Source organism: Methanobrevibacter sp. (assembly GCF_017427765.1).
Lineage (GTDB): Archaea > Methanobacteriota > Methanobacteria > Methanobacteriales > Methanobacteriaceae > Methanocatella.
Window position 1 is genome coordinate 47,846 of the sequence record NZ_JAFRSC010000010.1, and the last position, 18,414, is coordinate 66,259.

The 18,414-nt window shown below is 34.4% G+C and carries 12 protein-coding genes; 8 read left to right on the plus strand and 4 right to left on the minus strand.

Annotated features, from left to right (window positions below; genetic code table 11):
- The first annotated feature begins 2 nt into the window (after window positions 1-2).
- From IJL02_RS02365 to IJL02_RS02375, 3 genes are read left to right on the plus strand one after another with little or no spacing between them, the layout of a single operon-like run.
- Window positions 3-1,076 (plus strand): Coenzyme F420 hydrogenase/dehydrogenase, beta subunit C-terminal domain, encoded by a 1,074-nt coding sequence (locus IJL02_RS02365; RefSeq protein WP_292808623.1) that lies wholly within the window; start codon window positions 3-5, stop codon window positions 1,074-1,076.
- Window positions 1,077-2,558, plus strand: a complete 1,482-nt coding sequence (locus IJL02_RS02370) for a glutamate synthase-related protein (protein WP_292808625.1) — start codon at window positions 1,077-1,079, stop codon at window positions 2,556-2,558. It begins immediately after the preceding gene.
- A gap of 2 nt (window positions 2,559-2,560) precedes the next feature.
- A complete protein-coding gene (locus IJL02_RS02375; protein ID WP_394357489.1) occupies window positions 2,561-5,221 on the plus strand; it encodes a PEP/pyruvate-binding domain-containing protein in 2,661 nt (886 codons plus the stop codon).
- A gap of 263 nt (window positions 5,222-5,484) precedes the next feature.
- Here IJL02_RS02375 and IJL02_RS02380 read toward each other — a convergent pair whose 3' ends face one another.
- From IJL02_RS02380 to IJL02_RS02395, 4 genes are all read right to left on the minus strand, one after another.
- Entirely contained in the window at window positions 5,485-6,387 is a 903-nt protein-coding gene (locus tag IJL02_RS02380; protein WP_292808629.1) for an ABC transporter transmembrane domain-containing protein, read from the minus strand.
- Between the two features lie 189 nt (window positions 6,388-6,576).
- Window positions 6,577-7,293, minus strand: coding sequence for a hypothetical protein (locus tag IJL02_RS02385; protein WP_292808631.1), 717 nt, complete (start codon window positions 7,291-7,293; stop codon window positions 6,577-6,579).
- Between the two features lie 768 nt (window positions 7,294-8,061).
- A complete protein-coding gene (locus tag IJL02_RS02390; RefSeq protein WP_292808633.1) occupies window positions 8,062-8,412 on the minus strand; it encodes a transposase in 351 nt (116 codons plus the stop codon).
- Between the two features lie 447 nt (window positions 8,413-8,859).
- Entirely contained in the window at window positions 8,860-9,348 is a 489-nt protein-coding gene (locus IJL02_RS02395) for a helix-turn-helix domain-containing protein (protein ID WP_292808635.1), read from the minus strand.
- Between the two features lie 198 nt (window positions 9,349-9,546).
- On the opposite strand from IJL02_RS02395, the gene IJL02_RS02400 reads away from it, so the two are divergent.
- The 5 genes from IJL02_RS02400 (at window position 9,547) to IJL02_RS02420 (ending at window position 18,369) form a co-directional block, all read left to right on the plus strand.
- Window positions 9,547-15,429, plus strand: a complete 5,883-nt coding sequence (locus IJL02_RS02400) for a peptidoglycan-binding protein (protein ID WP_292808637.1) — start codon at window positions 9,547-9,549, stop codon at window positions 15,427-15,429.
- A 300-nt stretch (window positions 15,430-15,729) separates the two neighbouring features.
- Window positions 15,730-16,149 carry a hypothetical protein gene (locus IJL02_RS02405; RefSeq protein ID WP_292808639.1) on the plus strand — a complete coding sequence of 140 codons (420 nt, stop codon included), beginning with the start codon at window positions 15,730-15,732 and terminating at the stop codon, window positions 16,147-16,149.
- A 413-nt stretch (window positions 16,150-16,562) separates the two neighbouring features.
- Entirely contained in the window at window positions 16,563-17,009 is a 447-nt protein-coding gene (locus IJL02_RS02410; RefSeq protein WP_292784509.1) for a MarR family transcriptional regulator, read from the plus strand.
- 81 nt (window positions 17,010-17,090) lie between these two features.
- Window positions 17,091-17,570 carry a bacterioferritin gene (locus tag IJL02_RS02415; protein WP_292808641.1) on the plus strand — a complete coding sequence of 160 codons (480 nt, stop codon included), beginning with the start codon at window positions 17,091-17,093 and terminating at the stop codon, window positions 17,568-17,570.
- Between the two features lie 22 nt (window positions 17,571-17,592).
- A complete protein-coding gene (locus tag IJL02_RS02420) occupies window positions 17,593-18,369 on the plus strand; it encodes an MBL fold metallo-hydrolase (protein ID WP_292808643.1) in 777 nt (258 codons plus the stop codon).
- Window positions 18,370-18,414 lie beyond the last annotated feature (45 nt).

The following is an 18,414-nucleotide window of genomic DNA, read 5'->3' on the forward strand; positions in this document are numbered from 1 at the left end:
AGATGAGTGAAAAAAGAATAGCAATGGTTGGAACTCCATGTGAAATTATGGCAGCCTCCAAACTTCAACATTATACTGATAGTCCTATTGATGTTAAACTGGGCTTGTTTTGTATGGAAAATTTTTCATATAAATACTTTGAAAATCTCTTGAAAGAGTACGATTTGAAAATGGAGGATATTGAAAAATTCCAAATAACTAAAGGATTTGTATTTTTATTATTGAAAACCAGAGAGACTGTAAAAATTCCGATATCAATAGCTAAAAGGATAATCAGAAAAAACTGTAATATATGTGTTGAATTGACATCAGAAACATCTGATATTTCAATAGGTTCTATAGGATCTGATGAAGGATGGTCAACATTGATAGTCCGAACAGAAAAAGGTGAGGAAATTGTCAATGGAGCATTGGAGCAAAAATTCATTGAGGCTAAAGAGCTTACAGATTCACAATTCAATTTGTTAATTAAACTTGCAGTAAATAAAATAAATAAAAATCTGGAAGAGATAGAAAAAAGAGAATTTTTGGCTAGACCAGTATTGTATCAGAGGGATAAATCCAATGATTCAATCGCAAAAGAGGTCTCAGAGTCTCAATTCTTAGATTTAAAATCAAATGTCATTGATATTGGGGCTTGTGTACTCTGTGGAGCATGCGAATACGTATGTCCTGACAATCTAATAACAATTGATGATACAAAACCGATAATGAAAGGGGAATGCCCTCAGGATTGCCATGCCTGCTTTGCAGTTTGCCCAAGAACTTTCATACCTGAAGATTTGAGAAATGACAATTCAAAAGCAATCGGTGAGTTTATAAAAGTATTGTCTGTCAAATCCCTTAAACACAGTCAGGGTCAGGACGGTTCCATTGTCACAACATTACTGGACTATTTATTGACTAATGATATTGTAACTGATGCGCTGATTGTTGATAAAGAGGATTATTTGGCTTGGAAACCGTATGCTAAGCTAACAAGTGATATTGATGAAGTTATTAAATCAGGCGGAACAAAATATTCTGTCTGTCCTGTATTCAAACCATTAAGAAATGTTAATGAGGAGGTGAATTAGATGTCATTTACTGTTGAAAGGAAAATAGAGATATGTAGGCAGAATAATGACAGGCCAGGCTGTTGCTGGTATTTGTGTGACAATCCTAAAAAATCCTCATGTAAAAACTGTTACAGCTGTTATTCAAATTGTCCGCATGGTGTTTATGAAGTAATTAATGATGAACCTCTGCCAATACATCAGGAAAATTGTGTAGGATGCAAAATCTGTGAAGAGATGTGTCCGACACACGCGATATATGTTAGGCCACTTGTTGATGAAGGAAGGGGAGTATGGTCAAATTCAACAATGGTTGAAATCAAACGTAAAAGTCAAACAGGATCATATAAGGTACGTGGTTGCGGATTAACCAGAAAAATCCCAACATTTGATGATTTAAGCATATTGCCAGCACAGGTATCAAGACCTCCAATTGATTCATACAGGGAAACCTGTAAAACTTCAGTAGTGCTTGGAGATAGGTTTGCAGAAAATCCAATCGAAATTGATACTCCTATTATGATTGGAGCAATGTCATTTGGTGCGCTAAGTAAGGAGGCAAAAATGGCATTGGCTATTGGAAGCAGTAAAGTAGGTTCAATAACCAACACTGGTGAAGGAGGAATGCTTCCTGAAGAAAGGCATTACGCCGATAAGCTGATTGCCCAGTACGCATCAGGTCGTTTTGGAGTCTCAGCCAAATATTTAAACAATGCTGAGGCTGTTGAAATAAAAATAGGTCAAGGTGCAAAATCAGGTATGGGAGGGCACCTGCTTGCCCATAAGGTAACCGCAGAAGTTGCTAGAGTTCGTAACATTCCCGAAGGAACTTCAGCATTAAGTCCTGCCAGACATATGGATATTGTCGGACCAGAGGATTTGGGAATGAAAATCGATCAATTGAGGGAAATTACTGACTGGAAAATACCTATTATTGTAAAATTTGCAGCAGGTCGGGTGGAACAGGATGTAAAAATTGCAGCAAAGGCTGGTGCAGACATAATTGTGGTTGACGGTATGCAGGGAGGAACAGGTGCCGGACCTGAAGTAGTTACAGAACATGCTGGTATTCCTACAATAGAAGCAATAGTAAAAGCTGATGATGCTCTTAAAGACATCAATTTAAGAAGTGAGGTAAGTCTTGTGGCTGCAGGAGGAATACGATCTGGAGCCGATGTGGCAAAAGCAATAGCTTTAGGTGCAGATGCAGTATATATTGCAACATCTGCTTTGATTTCAATAGGATGTAAAGTTTGCCAATCCTGTTCTGAAGGAATTTGTCCGAAAGGAATTGCAACACAGGATAGGGTACTTAGAAGAAGATTGGACCCTATAAGAAAAGGTCAGCAAGTTGCAAATTATATTGAGGCAATGACTCAGGAAGTTACCTCTTTAACTCAGCAGGCTGGAAACACGGATATAGAAAATCTTGAACGTCAAGATCTTGTTGCATTAACAATGGAAGCTTCACAATTAACTGGAGTGCCGATGGTGAGAAATTAAAAATCAATTTAGGAGATATTATTATGGCTGCATTCGATAGAATTAAATCCGGAATTCCTGGGCTTGATAAAGCATTAGACAATATTCGTTTAGGGGATAATGTAGTATGGAATGTTACAAATTTAAATGAATTTTCTTACTTTGTCAATCCTTATGTAAAGCAGGCAAAAGAGGATAATAGAAACTTGATATACATTAGGTTTGCCAATCATCCTCCATTAATAGAGATGAGCGAAGAAGATTTCAGATTGCTGGACATAGAACAGAACAATCCCGACACGGAATTTTCTATGATAGAGCGGGATGGGATTAAGATATATTATGTAGACCCATATAAGCAATTTGAGACATTTACTTTGGAAGTTCACAGAATTATTGAAAAAGAGGGTTTCGATGCATTCTATGTTTTTGACTGTTTAAGCGACCTTCAGGCCGTTTGGTCAACAGATTTGATGATGGGTAATTTCTTTAAAGTTACCTGTCCATTTTTATTCCAATTGGATACAGTAGCATTTTTCCCAATTCTTCGTGGAAGGCATTCATATGATGCTATTGCTAAAATTCGTGAAACAACACAGTTGTTTTTGAATGTATACTCAAATTCTCCAGAGGAAGTTTATGTCACTCCATTAAAAGTATGGAACAGATATTCACAAACCATGTTTTTAGGACATAAATTCAATCCGATAACAGGTTTTGTTAAAGTTCTGCAGGATGGTCAGGAAGTCAGTAAATATTACAAGACCATCAATTCGGACAAATATCAAAATGAACAGACTCTGGACAGTTGGGAAAGATATATGCTTCAACTTAGAAGGGAGTATGGAGAAGGCAGAAATATCGAGGACGAGTGCGATAAGATTTCTGAGCTGATGATGACGAAAGATGAGAAGATGCTTTCCAAAATCAGGCAATACTTCACATTTGAAGATTACATCACAATCTATGACCGTCGTGTAGGCAGCGGTTTGGTAGGAGGTAAAACCTGCGGAATGCTGCTTGCAAGAAAAATTATTGAAAAAGACCGTCCGGACATATACAGCAATTTTGAACCTGACGATTCATTTTATATAGGTTCTGATTTATTTTACACCTACATTGTTTCAAATGACTTATGGGATCTTCGCGTAAATCAAAGAACAGAAGAAGGTTATTATAAATATGGTAAACAGCTGGAGGAAGCTCTTAAAAAAGGTACTTTTTCAGATCAGATTAAAAAGGAATTCATACGCATTTTGGATTATTTCGGACAAAATCCAATTATTGTAAGGTCTAGTAGTTTTCTTGAAGACGGGTACGGTAATGCATTTGCCGGAAAATATGAATCAGTGTTCTGCGTAAATAGGGGAACTCTTGAAGAACGTTTGGCCGCTTTTGAAGAAGCGGTGAAAGTAGTATATTCAAGTACAATGAATGTTTCAGCTTTAGAATATAGGAAATTAAACGGTTTGGATGATGCTGATGAACAGATGGCTCTTTTAGTTCAAAGGGTTTCCGGCTCTTATTATGATGATTATTTCTTCCCGACCGCTGCGGGCGTAGGATTTTCATACAGCCCATATTCACCGCTTCCGGATATGGACAATAGCAAAGGTATGCTAAGACTTGTAATGGGTCTTGGAACAAAAGCTGTTGACAGAACAAAAAAGGATTATCCAAGAATCATCAATCTTGATAAGCCTGAACTGACTATGATGAAGGATATAAAGGAAAAACATAGATATTCTCAACATTATCTGGATGTAATCGATTTGAAAAATATTAGTCTGCATGATATTTCCATTGATGAAGGTTTGGACATTATTCCAAAACATGCAAAAAAAGTTTTAATAGAACACGACCGTGATGCAGAGAGACTATTTCGTGAACGTGGGCAACGTCGTGAAATCGTATTTGTAAATTGTGAAGGGATTGTAAAAAATCAGGAGTTTATTGATGAGATGAAAGAAATTCTGAATACTTTGGAGACTGCCTATGACTATCCGGTTGACATTGAATATACAGTTAATTTTGGAGAAGATAATTCTTTTAATATAAACTTATTGCAATGTCGCCCTCTTCAGGTTTCAACAAATAATGAGGATATTGAAATGCCTGAAGATAAAAATGTATTCTTCCATATTAAGGAATCTTCTATGGGAATGTCACGAAAGAATAAGATAGACACAATCTGCTATGTTGATCCGCATAAGTATTATGAATATCCATATGCTCAAAAAAGTTCAATATCTCGTGTAATCAGTGAGGTAAATGCTTATTGCAGAAATAATGATAAGACAGCAATGTTAATAGTTCCTGGAAGAATTGGTACTTCTTCTCCGGAATTGGGTATTCCTGTTGTGTTTGCAGATATTAGCCATTTCTCTGCAATTCTAGAGGAGGCATACAGTGAAGTCGGTTATATGCCTGAATTATCTTTTGGAAGCCATATGTTCCAGGATTTGGTAGAAGCAGAAATATATTATGGAGCATTATTTGAAAACGAGAAAAAAATAGAATTCAATCGGGATATGCTATTTGAGTATCCTAATATCCTGAAAGATATAAATCCTAATTTAAGTGAGAATATATACTCTATGATGCAGGTTATTGATTTCGACGATAATGAGGCGGAATTTTATCATGACATGAATAAGGACGAAACAATGTGTATTTTCAAATAATTATATCAGCTTTAAATAAGTTTTAATGGATTATATTCCATTATTTTTGGGCAGGTGGGTGGGACATATGCCTTTTTTATTTGTAATAATTCTTTTTTTCACAAAAAAGATTTTTCAAATAAAAGAAAAATGTATGACAAAATATTCGACGTGATTAATAGCCCTATTTATTTAATAATAGGGTTATTTTCACATATTTTTTTTATACCGACAATGAATCTAATTCTATTGACAATAGAAATATATTATATAACTTATTCTTGTTATTCATTGTCTTGATATTCGATTATTTCAAATATTCTTTTAATGCTTGAAAATGAGGTTTCAAGAGAAGTTATTGAAGCACTTACTTTTTTTAGAGGATTTGTTAACATTTGTCCATAAAGAATAACTGCCAATAAAGTACCCAATTGTATTTCATTAGACACTAGGAAATAAAAACCTATAATATAAACAGTAATATTGCTTATATTTGTCAAAAATGTTGTTATTGGCAGTAATACATTAGAAATATTTCTTGATTTGATGAAATGATTAGATACAATTTCATTGATTTTTTCAAATCCCTTTTCGTGATATTGATTTCTATTGTTTAGACTTCTTTCAAAATAGCTCATCATACGCCCTAATTGTTTTTGATGATTCTCATAGGGCTTTTTGGATTTGACATCACACAAATAAAAACAGGCAATATAAATTGGTAAAGTTACCAGATATATCAGGCTTAATCTCCAGTCAGTTGTCAAAATCAGTATGATTACGAAAATTATTGATAGAAACTGCGCAAAGATTTCTGAAATGTGGATTGTGACAAACTCCCTGATATTCATCAAATCATTGTTTAATCTGGAAAAAATGTGTCCTTTAGAGTTTTGCTGAAGGAATTTTGAATCGATAACATCTATTTTGTCAAACAGTTCCATCCTTAAATTATGGGCTATTTTTTCACCAATAAAAATCATAAAACGATTAGATGGTAATTTTAACAGATTTCCTACAAAATACAATCCGAATAATAAGGCAATATTTAAGAAAATAGTCAAATCATGAGAATAGTTTGTGTTGCTTACAATTAAGTTAATTATATTTCCTGCAACTTTAGGGGCATAGACAAGGCACAATGTGGAGGTGGTAAGCAGAATCATTGAGACTATTACTTTATTCATGTGATGGTTTAATACTTTATTGAATTTTCGGATAATTTCCTTTCTGTCAACAAATATATTTTTCTCATCGTTTCCAATGTCTTCTTTAATAATTTCTATTTTATTTAAATTATCTGCATTTTGAGTTATAATTTTATCTTCTAAAGTCAGAACTTCTTCTAAACGTACGGAAGTAGCATAGGAACGTGGCTATCTCTCAATTAGGGTTGGAACAACAGTTAATGTGGTTAAAAAGTATAATAGATATTGTATTATGGTCACTGAATCAATTGCACTTTTGGCTTCAAAACCTATATGGAACCCGGAACTCATCATTGCCAATAGAATCACAATGACAACATCTAAAACCAATAATAATACATGACCGAGGTAATATTGGCTTAATTGATATTTGATGTTTTTATCATAGGAGTCATCACATGCTTTTTTAAACTCATTCCTAGCTTCGTGTTTTTTAAATGGAATATTATTGGTAAAATTTGTGATTTTGGACACGAATAACACGTTGAGTTTTCCATATGTCTTTTTAGCCTTAAAGAATATTTCTGTAATTTGCTTTAATCTTAAAATTAAAATTATTGATACTATAATGGTAAATGTTGCAAACAGGGCTGCGAAAATCTTATCGATGAATGCTATTTCAATAGTGATTCCTATAAACACGAATGGAATTATTAGTAAATGTTGAAGCATCATCATTATAAATCCCTGTTCGGAGTACATTCCTCTGGTTGATCTTGAAATCAAACCTGTGATTTTAAATTTGTTTATCTCTTCATCAGGCAAGTTCATTAGGATATGAAATATCTTCTCACGGGTGAGGTAAGCTGCCTTTGATGAAACTCTGGTTGAGAGAAAAGAAACTGCATAAATTGTGATTATGGAAAGTATTGTATATATTATCATGAATAATCCATCATCAAAAAGCAGATTTATCTTTTGGCTTTTAAGGTCTTTTAAAGCGATACTGAATAGATTAATGATTTCTATTTGGAAAATAGTTTGAAGAATTACTAAAACTAAAATAATCAGTAGTGTCTTCCATTGATTTCAATGCAAACTTCAAAAATTTCCTCATGAAAATAGTTTAGATTTTAAAATTAATATAGATTATTTTTCAATATATCTATCAATTTAATATTGTCTGTGTCTTAAGGAGGCCACATAACAATGAGAACCTTTTTATCATATCCTGAAAGAAATATTATATGATTTATTCAGAATTAAAGGTTTTATTGAATTTGGTTGCTTATTTTTTATAATTGAAGTGAAATTTCAAGTGTAAATCTGAATAAATAATAATCAGATTACTTTAAAAGATTCTAAGTAAAAATCGGAATAAGAATTGATTTTTAAAAAATTTTTGCAAAAAATCAAATAGGATTTTTACAAAGCATATATAATTAACACTTTAAAGTTTTTAAATATTGGGAGATATAGCTATTTATATATAATTTAAAAATGTAAAATAGTATTAATTAAAATTGATTGAGGTTATTTTATGAAAACTCATGCGATAGTTGTGGTACTTTCATCTCTACAATACTTTTTTTAAGATTTATAATAATTAAAGATTTTCATTCGTATAAAACGCATGATATAATTCGTAACCTTATTAATTTATAGTGTTTGGAACAGATTCCAATCCATCATTATAGTCACCGACACTGAAAATTATAAAAATTTCTCCTCCCAATTTTTCCAATAACTTGACTTATCAACTACTTTTTTAAACTCTGTTAAAAATAAATATTTTAGCTGCGGCATGCTTGAAATGTATTTTCTAGAAATTATTGCTTTTATTGTTCTCCATACTTGTTCTATTGGATTATATTTTGGAGAAAATGGCGGTAAATGTATTAAATCCATATTTAGAACATTGCATAATTCTGTGAAAAATATTGCATGATGTACACTATAATTGTCTAAAATAACTGCTATTGGTTTTTCCATGATTAATTCATGTTGTAATTCCTTATCTGAAAAAAATGCCAACAACATTCCTTTTTGAAGATTTTCAAGCACTGAATGACTTTTTGTATTAAAATTAAGTGGATTTCTTTCAAGTCTTTGACATAGTTCTTTAATTGTTCGGCTTCTTTCAGATAAACTTTTAATGTTAATACTAATTTATTATAGTTATCTTCCTCATTAATGGTATCTAATATGTTTTCTAGAAATAATTCTTCATTATTGATTATTTTTTTAATTTAGATTCTAATTCTGGGTTTTCTATATTTTTGATGACGATGGTGATCATAAATTTCATCATTTCAAAGGTTTTAGTGTTATCTAAGAATGATACAAACGAATTTCCATTAATTGATTGAACTCCAAGGGCATTGATTGAAATTCTCTCTGTTGGTTGTTCTTTAATGTTTTTTGTACCTCTTTTATGATATGTTCTTTGACTATTGTCCTGATTTTGACAATAGGTTTGATCCAAAAACACGACAGTGAAATTTTCTAAATCTAAATGTCAGGTGTTTTTTTTAACTGTTCTTCAGCATCAGCAGGCATTTTAGTATAGATTTTATATGGTTTTGTGTAAGAATAGTCTAATTTCTTCATTAACCTTTCTACACTTCTAATACTATATTCAACGCTAAATTCTTTTTCAATTTTTTCTTTAACTTCTCTTGCAGTTTTCAATTCTTCTTTTTGTATTATCTCATCTAATAAAATAAGCTGTTCATTCGTTAGTTTAGATTGACCTTTAGAACCTTTTTTTCTTTTTAATCCTTCTATTCCACCATTATTCCATTGTTTTATCCAATTATATGCTGTGCCTTGACTAATGTCATGTTTTTTTATGATTTCTGATATGGGTTCGTCATGCAAAACATCTAAAATCACATATAATTTATTTAAGACTCTCGTATCGTTTTCTAATTTTTTTATTTCAGTTTGAACTTCTGAAATGATTCCATTGTATTTTTTAATAAGTTTTTGTTCTGCCATAATGTTATTTATTGTGTTTCATAGTATTTATAATTTTCAGTGTCGTGAACTATACATATATATTGTTTCGACGATAAAAATCATATTGTATAATTAATTTAATTTTATTGAAAAATATGTTACTATTTTTTCTTTAGAATTGAACATTATAATTATCAAGCATGAAAAGCATATTTTTTCATAAAATGGAGATTAAATATGAAGATTAAAAAAAGAATAATCTTGCTGACGCTTGTCATTTTTCTATTGAGCCTCGCAAATGCATATGCGAGTGAAATGGATGACACACTGGCAAGTGAAGATGCAAGTCAAATCGAGGTGTCCTCAACAGTTGAGGATACACTACAGGCAAGCGAAACGCTTGAACAAACAGATGATAATGGAGCTGAGCTGAAATCAACCGATGAGGATGAGCTCTCAAGCTCAGGGGAATTTGGCGAGCTTCAAAAACTGATTGATGACGCTTCAGACAAAAGCACAATCAATCTGGAACGCAATTACACCTACACTATAGGTGTAGACAATATAACTGAAGGAATAATCATAAGCAAGAACTTAACAATCAACGGTAACGGATTTGCAATAGACGCACAGGGCAAGTCAAGAATATTAAATATTAAAAACGGCACAAATGTTGTCTTGAACAATATCATATTCACAAACGGATACGTTAAGGGCTATGGTGGAGCCATCCTTTCAAATGGTACTGTGAATATTGTTGGATCCACTTTCACCAACAACACTGCAGCCGGTGTAGATGGCTTTGGTGGTGCAGTTTTCTTTAATGCTAAGGGTAGCGTGGAAAACTGTAATTTCAAAGCTAACGCAGCACAGGCAGATGGTGGTGCAGTTTACCTTGTTAACGAGAGCACTATTAAAAACTGTAATTTCATAGATAATAACGCAACCGGTAAAGATAGCGGTTATGGTGGTGCAGTTTTAGTTCAACAAAAGGGTACCATTGAAAACTGTAATTTCATTAACAATGCCGCTTCTTTTTCCGGTGGTGCTGTCAGCATGTTGTCAGGTAATGTGACAAATTGTAGTTTCGCCGGCAACACTGCATCTAAGTGGGCAGGGGCTCTCACTATGGGGTCAGGTAATCTGCGTGATTGTAATTTCACAGACAACGCTGCCGAATATGGTGCTGGTGCTGTCAATTTGCATCGTGGTAATGTGACAAATTGTATTTTCACCAATAATGCTGCTGAGGACAATGGCGGTGCTATGGCCATGATTTCAGGAAATGTGACTGATAGTATTTTCACAGCCAACACAGGATATGATGGTGGTGCAGTTTACTTCGATACTTCCGGCACTGTTGAAAATTGTAATTTTTCAGCCAACAATGCAACAAGTTATGGCAGTGCTGTCAGGATGAGTTCAGGTAGTGTATCAAATTCTAATTTCACAAGCAACATGGGAGATCATGGTGCTGTCAACCTGGGTTCAGGTAATGTGGATAATTGTAATTTTGTGAATAATACCGCTTCTAATGATGGTGGTGCAGTTTACATCTATAAAAATGGTGCCGTGTCAAATTGTAATTTCACAAACAACACTGCAAAAAATGGTAATGCAATTTTTATCAGTAAAGGCAACATTTCCGGCTGTGACTTTAGGAATAATTATATAAGTGAAGGCGCAATTCATTCAGTGACTGGAAATGTTACTTTGTCTAATAATATTTTGGATGTTAATGATGTTATGCAGAGTAATAATTTCACACATGTTCAAAATTTAATAAACAAGGCCGATAGTGGGGATACAATCTTTATAGATGGATCATATTATGGTTTTGGAATACCAATCAGAATTACAAAAAGTTTAACATTAATTGGAACAAATAATGCAACATTAGATGCAAGAAAACTATCAAAAATATTTTATATAACTGCAGACAATGTTACACTTAAAAACATGTGCTTCACGAACGGATACTCACAAAACGGAGGCGCAGTTTACTTCAATAGAACTGGTATTGTTGAAAATTGTAATTTCATAAACAACACCGCAAATGAGGATGGCGGTGCAGTCTACTTCAATTGTTCCGGCACTGTTGAAAATTGTAATTTTACCAACAACAGGGCAAATTACGCTTGGGGTGGTGCAGTTTTCTTTAAGAATCAAGGCACTGTGAAAAACTGTAATTTTATCAACAACACTGCTTCTGAATTGGGTGGTGCAGTTTACTTTGTTGGTAATGGTGAAGTGATAAATTGTAATTTTACTAACAACACTGTTTCTATAGATGGTGGTGCCGTTTTCTTTAATGAAAATGCTACTGGTAATGTGACATATTGTAATTTTATTAACAATACTGCTTCTGTAGATGGTGGTGCAGTTTGCTTCTGGAGTATCGGTAATGTGGCAAATTGTAATTTTGCGGATAATTCTGCTTCTCATGGTGGTGCTGTCAACTTAGGTTCAGGTAATGTGGCAAATTGTAATTTTATCAACAACACTGCTTCTGAAGAGGGTGGTGCAGTTTACTTCGCTGATAATAGTGAAGTGACAAATTGTATTTTCACCAATAACACTGCTAGGGTGGGCGGTGCCATGAGAATATATTCCGGAAATGTGACAGATTCTATTTTCACAGCCAACACTGCAGGATATGGTGGTGCTGTTTACTTTGACTATAATGGTGCTGCGGAAAACTGTAATTTCACAGCCAACACTGCAGAATATGGTGGTGCTGTTTACTTCGATGAGGATTCTGCCAATATAATGAACTGTAATTTCATTAACAACAATGCTTCTTCTTCTGGCGGTGCTGTCAATATGCACAACGGTAATGTGGCCGATTGTAATTTCACCGGCAACACTGCTGATTCTTATTCTGGCGGTGCTGTCGTAATGGATTCAGGTAATGTGATAAATTCTATCTTCACAGCCAACAAGGCAGCCAGAACTGGTGGAGCAATATATGTTGGAGCACAATCAACCAACAACAATTTCTCAGGCCAATTCTATAATAATCAAGCAGGACAAAGCGGTGGAGCAATATTCTTCCGCAATTCAGTCGAAAACAATACTTTCGATGGCATTTTCAAGGACAACACCGCAGGCTACGGTGCGGGAATGTTTTTCTACAATGATGCAAACGGCAATAGGATTAAAGGCGACTTTATAAACAACACTGCCCAATCCTGTGGTGGGGGAATGTTTTTCTACTTCACAACCGATAAAAACAACTTCTCAGGCAGTTTCATCAACAACAGTGCTTTAGGTCTGCTTGATCCGACAGTCGGAAACGGAGGGGCAATAACATTCAAGAACGTATCCACCAACAGCATTTTCACTTGTGATTTCATTAACAACACTGCAAACCTGAACGGTGGAGGCGTAAACTACCGTGAAAGTCCTTCCAACATCACATTCAACTCTAACTTCATAAACAACACTTCCCCTACCGGCGGAGGAGTCAATTTCTTTGAAACATTCGAGAATGTCGTATTCAATGGAGAGTTCATCGGCAACTCAGCAGATAAAGGTGGTGCAATCGCCACTGTAGATGGAATCATCAGGAATGTTTCATTCAAGGCCAATCATGCTGAAGATGAGGGTGGAGCAGTTTATTTCAAAGGATCCGCTGTGGTTGAGAATTGTAATTTCACTAACAACACTGCAGACTATGGTGGTGCGGTTTACATTTTTGGCACTGGTGAAGTGAGGGATTGTGTTTTTATTAATAACACTGGTTTTGAATTTGCTGGCGCTTTAATGATGATTTACGGTACTGTGAGTGATTCCAGTTTCACCGGCAACACTGCACACATTGGCGGAGCTGTCAGAATCAACGGTGAAGCTACTGTGACAAGGTGTAATTTCACTGACAACACTGCAACATTGGAAGGTGGTGCAGTCTACTTAGGCTCCCCAGGTAATGTGACATTCTCCAATTTCATCGGCAACAAAGCAACCGGCGACGGTGTTGGGGGCGGAGCAGTCCTCTTATATGAGGGAGGCAATGTATCATATTCCAATTTCACCAATAACCATGTATCCACTGATGGTGGAGCGGTTCACTTCTATGATAATGGTACTCTAGGCGATTGTAACTTCTATGATAATGAGGCTGGAGTTACTGGTGGTGCGGTTTACTTCTATAATGATGGTACAGTTTCAAACTCTAATTTCATCGGCAATGAAGCGAATGGTGAGAAAAGTTCTGGTGGAGCAATTTGCTTTGATGAGGCAGGAAATGTTATAAATTCTATTTTCAAAGCCAACAAGGCAAGCGGTGTTGGCAGTATGGGAGGTGCTGTCTTAATTGAAAATTCCGGTAATGTGACCAACTGCAGGTTTGAAGATAACTCCGCAGAATTTGGTGGAGCTGTCTCATCTGACAGGACCGTTAATATCGCTGATTGTAATTTCACAGCCAACCGTGCATCAGTAGAGGGCGGTGCTTTCTATACTGGTTCCTGCAATATTGAAAATTCCAATTTCACCAACAACATTGCAAGTAATGGGAGATACAGTGGTGATGGTGGTGCTGTTTACATCAACGGCAATGCCACTGTGGTAAATTGTGATTTCATAGGCAATGAGGCCGGTGTAGGTTCTGCAATTTACTTCTGGAATCTCCACGAATCCAAACACGTCAGGTCCATTTCCCACTCCACATTCCTGAACAATAAGGCAAATATGGATTCTATAGCCCCATTTACTTTAACAGTCAATGGAACTAATATTGAAATTGCTTTCCATGGTAACAATAACCTTTTTAATGCAATATTGTCCAGACTGAAAGGGGATGTCAATGTCACAAACGTTACCTACTGGGGAGCAAGCGGTATTGAGAACACTGGTGATTCCACTATTGTGCCTGTCATGTTATATACACAAGCCGGCCAGAACGTTACTGTTAGGGGTGTTGTCGACGGTGTTGAAGTCAATATAACTAGAAGCACTGACGCTGAGGGTAAAATAGTCCTTGAAAATGTCAGAGAGTATAATATAACCGTAAGCCACGATGAGGATTCATACTACTTCTCTGGAAAAACATTTTTCACAAGCAGGCAGTTAAGCTTAAACATGACTGATATCACAACCAACGACTTTACAGTCAACATAACTGCAAAATCTGACATATTTGAAGAGTATATGTCTGGTGAAATGATTTTCAGGGTTGACGGTCAAGAACTCTACGCAAGTTATGCAGGTAATGGAACCTGGTGGGCAATGCACACATTTGATGATTTCGGCACTTACAAGGTCAGCGCATTATTCAACGGACCATACAATGTAATCGTCCGCAATGGAACTATAGTCGTAAATAAAATCAAAACAGAAATAACTGGATCTGCAATAACTGCCACATATAATGTGAACAAATATCTTGTAATCACATTAAAGGACGGTACCGGCAAGGCTTTAAGCGGCGTTAAGGTGACTGTTAACTTGAACGGTGCTAAAACCTACACTACCGACAGTAACGGTCAGATTAAGGTTTCCACTAAAGGGCTTGCTCCTAAAGCATACACTGCCAAGGTAGCATTCAACGGAGATGCCGTTTATGACAAGTCCGCTAAGGATATTAAAGTCACCGTTAAGAAGGCCACTCCTAAACTGACTGCCAAAAAGAAAACCTTTAAAACCAGTGTCAAAACCAAAAAGTACACTATTACATTAAAGGACAATACCGGCAAGGCAATCAAGAAGGCTAAAGTCACCCTGAAAGTCAAAGGCAAAACCTACAAGGCCACTACCAACAGTAAAGGTAAGGCTACCTTCAAGATTACCAAACTCAACAAGAAAGGAACCTTCAAGGCAACAATAACCTATAAAGGAAACAAGTACTACAACAAGGTATCTAAAAAAGCCAATATCAAGGTTATTGTAACCTTCAAGACAGTGTCCAAAGGAAGCAAGGACAAGTCAACCGTTAAGGAAATCCAGCAGGCTTTAAAAAATAAAGGTTACTATTTAACTTATCAAGGCCATTACTTGAAAGTGGATGGTAAGTTCGGTAGCTGCACATTCAGGTCCGTTAAGGAGTTCCAGCATGACAATGGTCTTAAGGTGACTGGTAAGGTTGATGAGAAGACTGCTAAAAAACTTGGAATAATTTAAATAAGGATTTTAATTCCTTATTTTCTTCTCTTTTTTTAAAACTAATTTTCCGCACAATATTGTCTTCAAGATAATTCAATCATCAATCATTTTAATAAAAATAATTTTCATAACATTTATTTTTAGGCAATGTTTTTTACATTAACGCCAAAGGTATGGAAAATCTATTTTCTTTGAAGTTCTGCATATATATCATCTACTTTTCAAATTCAAATTTCAATTAACAAATGGCAGCCGTTAATGTTAATATTACTTTTTTTATTATATTATTTATATAAATAAGATAATAAAATATTATTTATGACATTAATAAAAGAATTGCAAATCAATATTGCAATGAGCAATTACACTCAAAGAAGCAGTAGCTATTCAGCCAACTATGATTATCTATACTTGGATAACTTAATGGATAGTTCTTACGCTACTTTATTCAGAAATGACTTGAAAAATCTAAAGATTAAAACAAAAGATGGAAATTCATGTCAGTTACTTTACCTTCCAAGTTATGGATCTCAAGCTGCAGCTATACTTGCAAGAATTCCTGCAAGTAAAATTTCACAAACAACAAAGCTGATCCTTGAAGTTCATGACACAACATTTTCAAGCACATTAACGCCAGTTTATCTGCCTTTCATGTTAGGGTGGTGGGAGTCTTGTCTGTTGGTAATATGTTTTTTTCATTTTTTAGGGAGGTCTATAATTATCAGTTTTGATATCTAACGTTTTCAAAATTGGTTTTGGATTATAGTATACATTTTACTATTTTTCTGCCCATCATAATTAAGTTCCATAGTCAACTCGATAAGTTTATTTTATCAGTTTTTGATATTAAGGTTTCCAAAAACGACTTGTGTTATTGCATTGCTAAAGTATTATATATGTGGGTATTAATTAAATAGCTATTAATTATATATAACTTAAAAATTAAATTATTAATTAATTAAAATTATTTTGGAGAGAGAGTTTATGAAAACTCATGCGATAGTTGTGGTACTTTCATCTCTACAATACTTTTTTTAAGATTTATAATAATTAAATATTTTTAATTGCCATAATCGGCTATTGTTTATATAACTGAAGATATTTTTATAAATTTCTAGCTACATATTATTAATCACTGTGAGGTGAGTTGTATGGCTAGTTTAAATTTTGATGATGATCGTTTGAAGAGCACTCCCTTTTTTTATTTCATTAACTACATTAATGTGCTTCACGACAATTTCTTAAAAGAGAATTTCAAGGATATCACTCCCAGGGATTTCACTTATCTCTCAAATATTTTCTATCATGAAAACATATCCCAAAAGGAATTGGCAGTTCTGCTTTATGTTTCAGAAGCTAATGTTGCTCAAATCGTTAAAAGACTGGAAAAAAGTGGTTATGTTAAACGCGAATTTTTAAAAGATGATAATGGTAAAAAATCTCTTAGTTTAACTGATGAAGGTGAGTCCATTTTTAATTTTCTTTTAAACATGATTAATGAAGGGGAATCAGAAATTTTTAAAGATTACTCTGATGAAGACAAAATGAAATTCAAAGAAATGCTATATGTCTTTTGTGAAGGTGCAGCGGAATACTGATAAAACTTAAATATTCATGAACCAAAAAATAATATTATACTTAAGATACTTAAGTAGATTATTACTTAAAAGGTGAAAATCATGGCTGACAAAGAAAAAACTATTGAAGTATTGCAAGCTATTGTAACTGGATTGTCTGCAAATTCATTTGGACACAGAATTCAAGCTAAAATATTTGCAGGATTAGGATTTCCGTCCCTAGGAGACAAATATATTGCACATGCAACCGAAGAAATGGATTTCGTAGAACAGTTCATGGACAGAATCCTCGATTTGGGTGGAGAAATCAAACAGGAAGCACAGGAAGCAAAACCTATATACAAAGACATTGTTGAGTTCATAGAATATGACTATAACGTATCAGTTGAGGGAATTGCATTTTTAAACGAAGTAATGGATTCCGGAATCTTTGATGCAACCACTTATGATTTGATGAAAGTATATCTCAAGGATGAAGAGGAAGACATGTACTGGAGCGAACAGCAATTAGACCTATGCAAAATGATTGGAAAACAAAACTATCTGACACAATTGTTAATCAACGGTCCAACTGCTGAATAAACTTATTTATTAGGTGGGGAAAATGGAGATTAAAGCTGTTAAAACATTTAAAAATGGATTCATGAATCAGGCCTTTGCTTTTGGCGGTGAAGAGGGAATGGAAAATTTCGATGCATCCATTAAATATCGGGCAAGCATTCAAAATTATCTGATTGATACAGGAGATGAAATAATTCTTGTAGATACTGGAATTCCTGAAGGATTGGCTATTCCCGAACCTGATGATTCAACTCCAATCTACAATGGGGAGCTAATAAGCAGTTATGTGGAAGCATTGGAAAAATTAGGTTACAAAGTGGAAGATGTATCAAGAATTCTTTTAACACACAAACATCCGGACCATTCCGGTGAATTGTCAAAATTTCCGAATGCTAAAATATACCTGTCAAAAACAGAAGCAGAAGAGTTAAAACTTGATGGCGACAACATCATAACAGTTGATTATGAAACCATTTATAAGAATTTCCCAAAAGCCGAAAAAATTGTTGACGGAGTATATCTTATTCAGGCAATAGGCCACACTACCGGAAACAGCATAGTTATTGTGGAAGATGATGATTTATTCTACATGATTCATGGAGATATAACATATACTGATGAAGCACTCTATCAAAACAAGCTGTCCATAGTTTTTGAAGACATCGAAAAGGCAAGGGAAACATTAGACAATGTACGTGAATTCATCAAAAACAATCCTACAGTGTATCTGTCAACACACACTCCATTAGGTCCTGAAAACCTTGAAAACAAATATATTATAGATTTAGATAACCAACCGGAAAGTATTTATCCCGAATAAATGCTTTCTTTAAATTCTTTTTTGATTAAAAATGAAAATATTGTA

Excerpts from the sequence above, each read along its gene's own strand:
- IJL02_RS02380 (WP_292808629.1), bottom strand. The coding sequence starts at position 6,387 with ATGAATAAAGTAATAGTCTCAATGATTCTGCTTACCACCTCCACATTG.
- IJL02_RS02415 (WP_292808641.1), top strand. The coding sequence starts at position 17,091 with ATGGCTGACAAAGAAAAAACTATTGAAGTATTGCAAGCTATTGTAACT.
- IJL02_RS02385 (WP_292808631.1), bottom strand. The coding sequence starts at position 7,293 with ATGATAATATATACAATACTTTCCATAATCACAATTTATGCAGTTTCT.
- IJL02_RS02395 (WP_292808635.1), bottom strand. The coding sequence starts at position 9,348 with ATGGCAGAACAAAAACTTATTAAAAAATACAATGGAATCATTTCAGAA.
- IJL02_RS02400 (WP_292808637.1), top strand. The coding sequence starts at position 9,547 with ATGAAGATTAAAAAAAGAATAATCTTGCTGACGCTTGTCATTTTTCTA.
- IJL02_RS02365 (WP_292808623.1), top strand. The coding sequence starts at position 3 with ATGAGTGAAAAAAGAATAGCAATGGTTGGAACTCCATGTGAAATTATG.
- IJL02_RS02410 (WP_292784509.1), top strand. The coding sequence starts at position 16,563 with ATGGCTAGTTTAAATTTTGATGATGATCGTTTGAAGAGCACTCCCTTT.
- IJL02_RS02370 (WP_292808625.1), top strand. The coding sequence starts at position 1,077 with ATGTCATTTACTGTTGAAAGGAAAATAGAGATATGTAGGCAGAATAAT.
- IJL02_RS02405 (WP_292808639.1), top strand. The coding sequence starts at position 15,730 with ATGACATTAATAAAAGAATTGCAAATCAATATTGCAATGAGCAATTAC.
- IJL02_RS02420 (WP_292808643.1), top strand. The coding sequence starts at position 17,593 with ATGGAGATTAAAGCTGTTAAAACATTTAAAAATGGATTCATGAATCAG.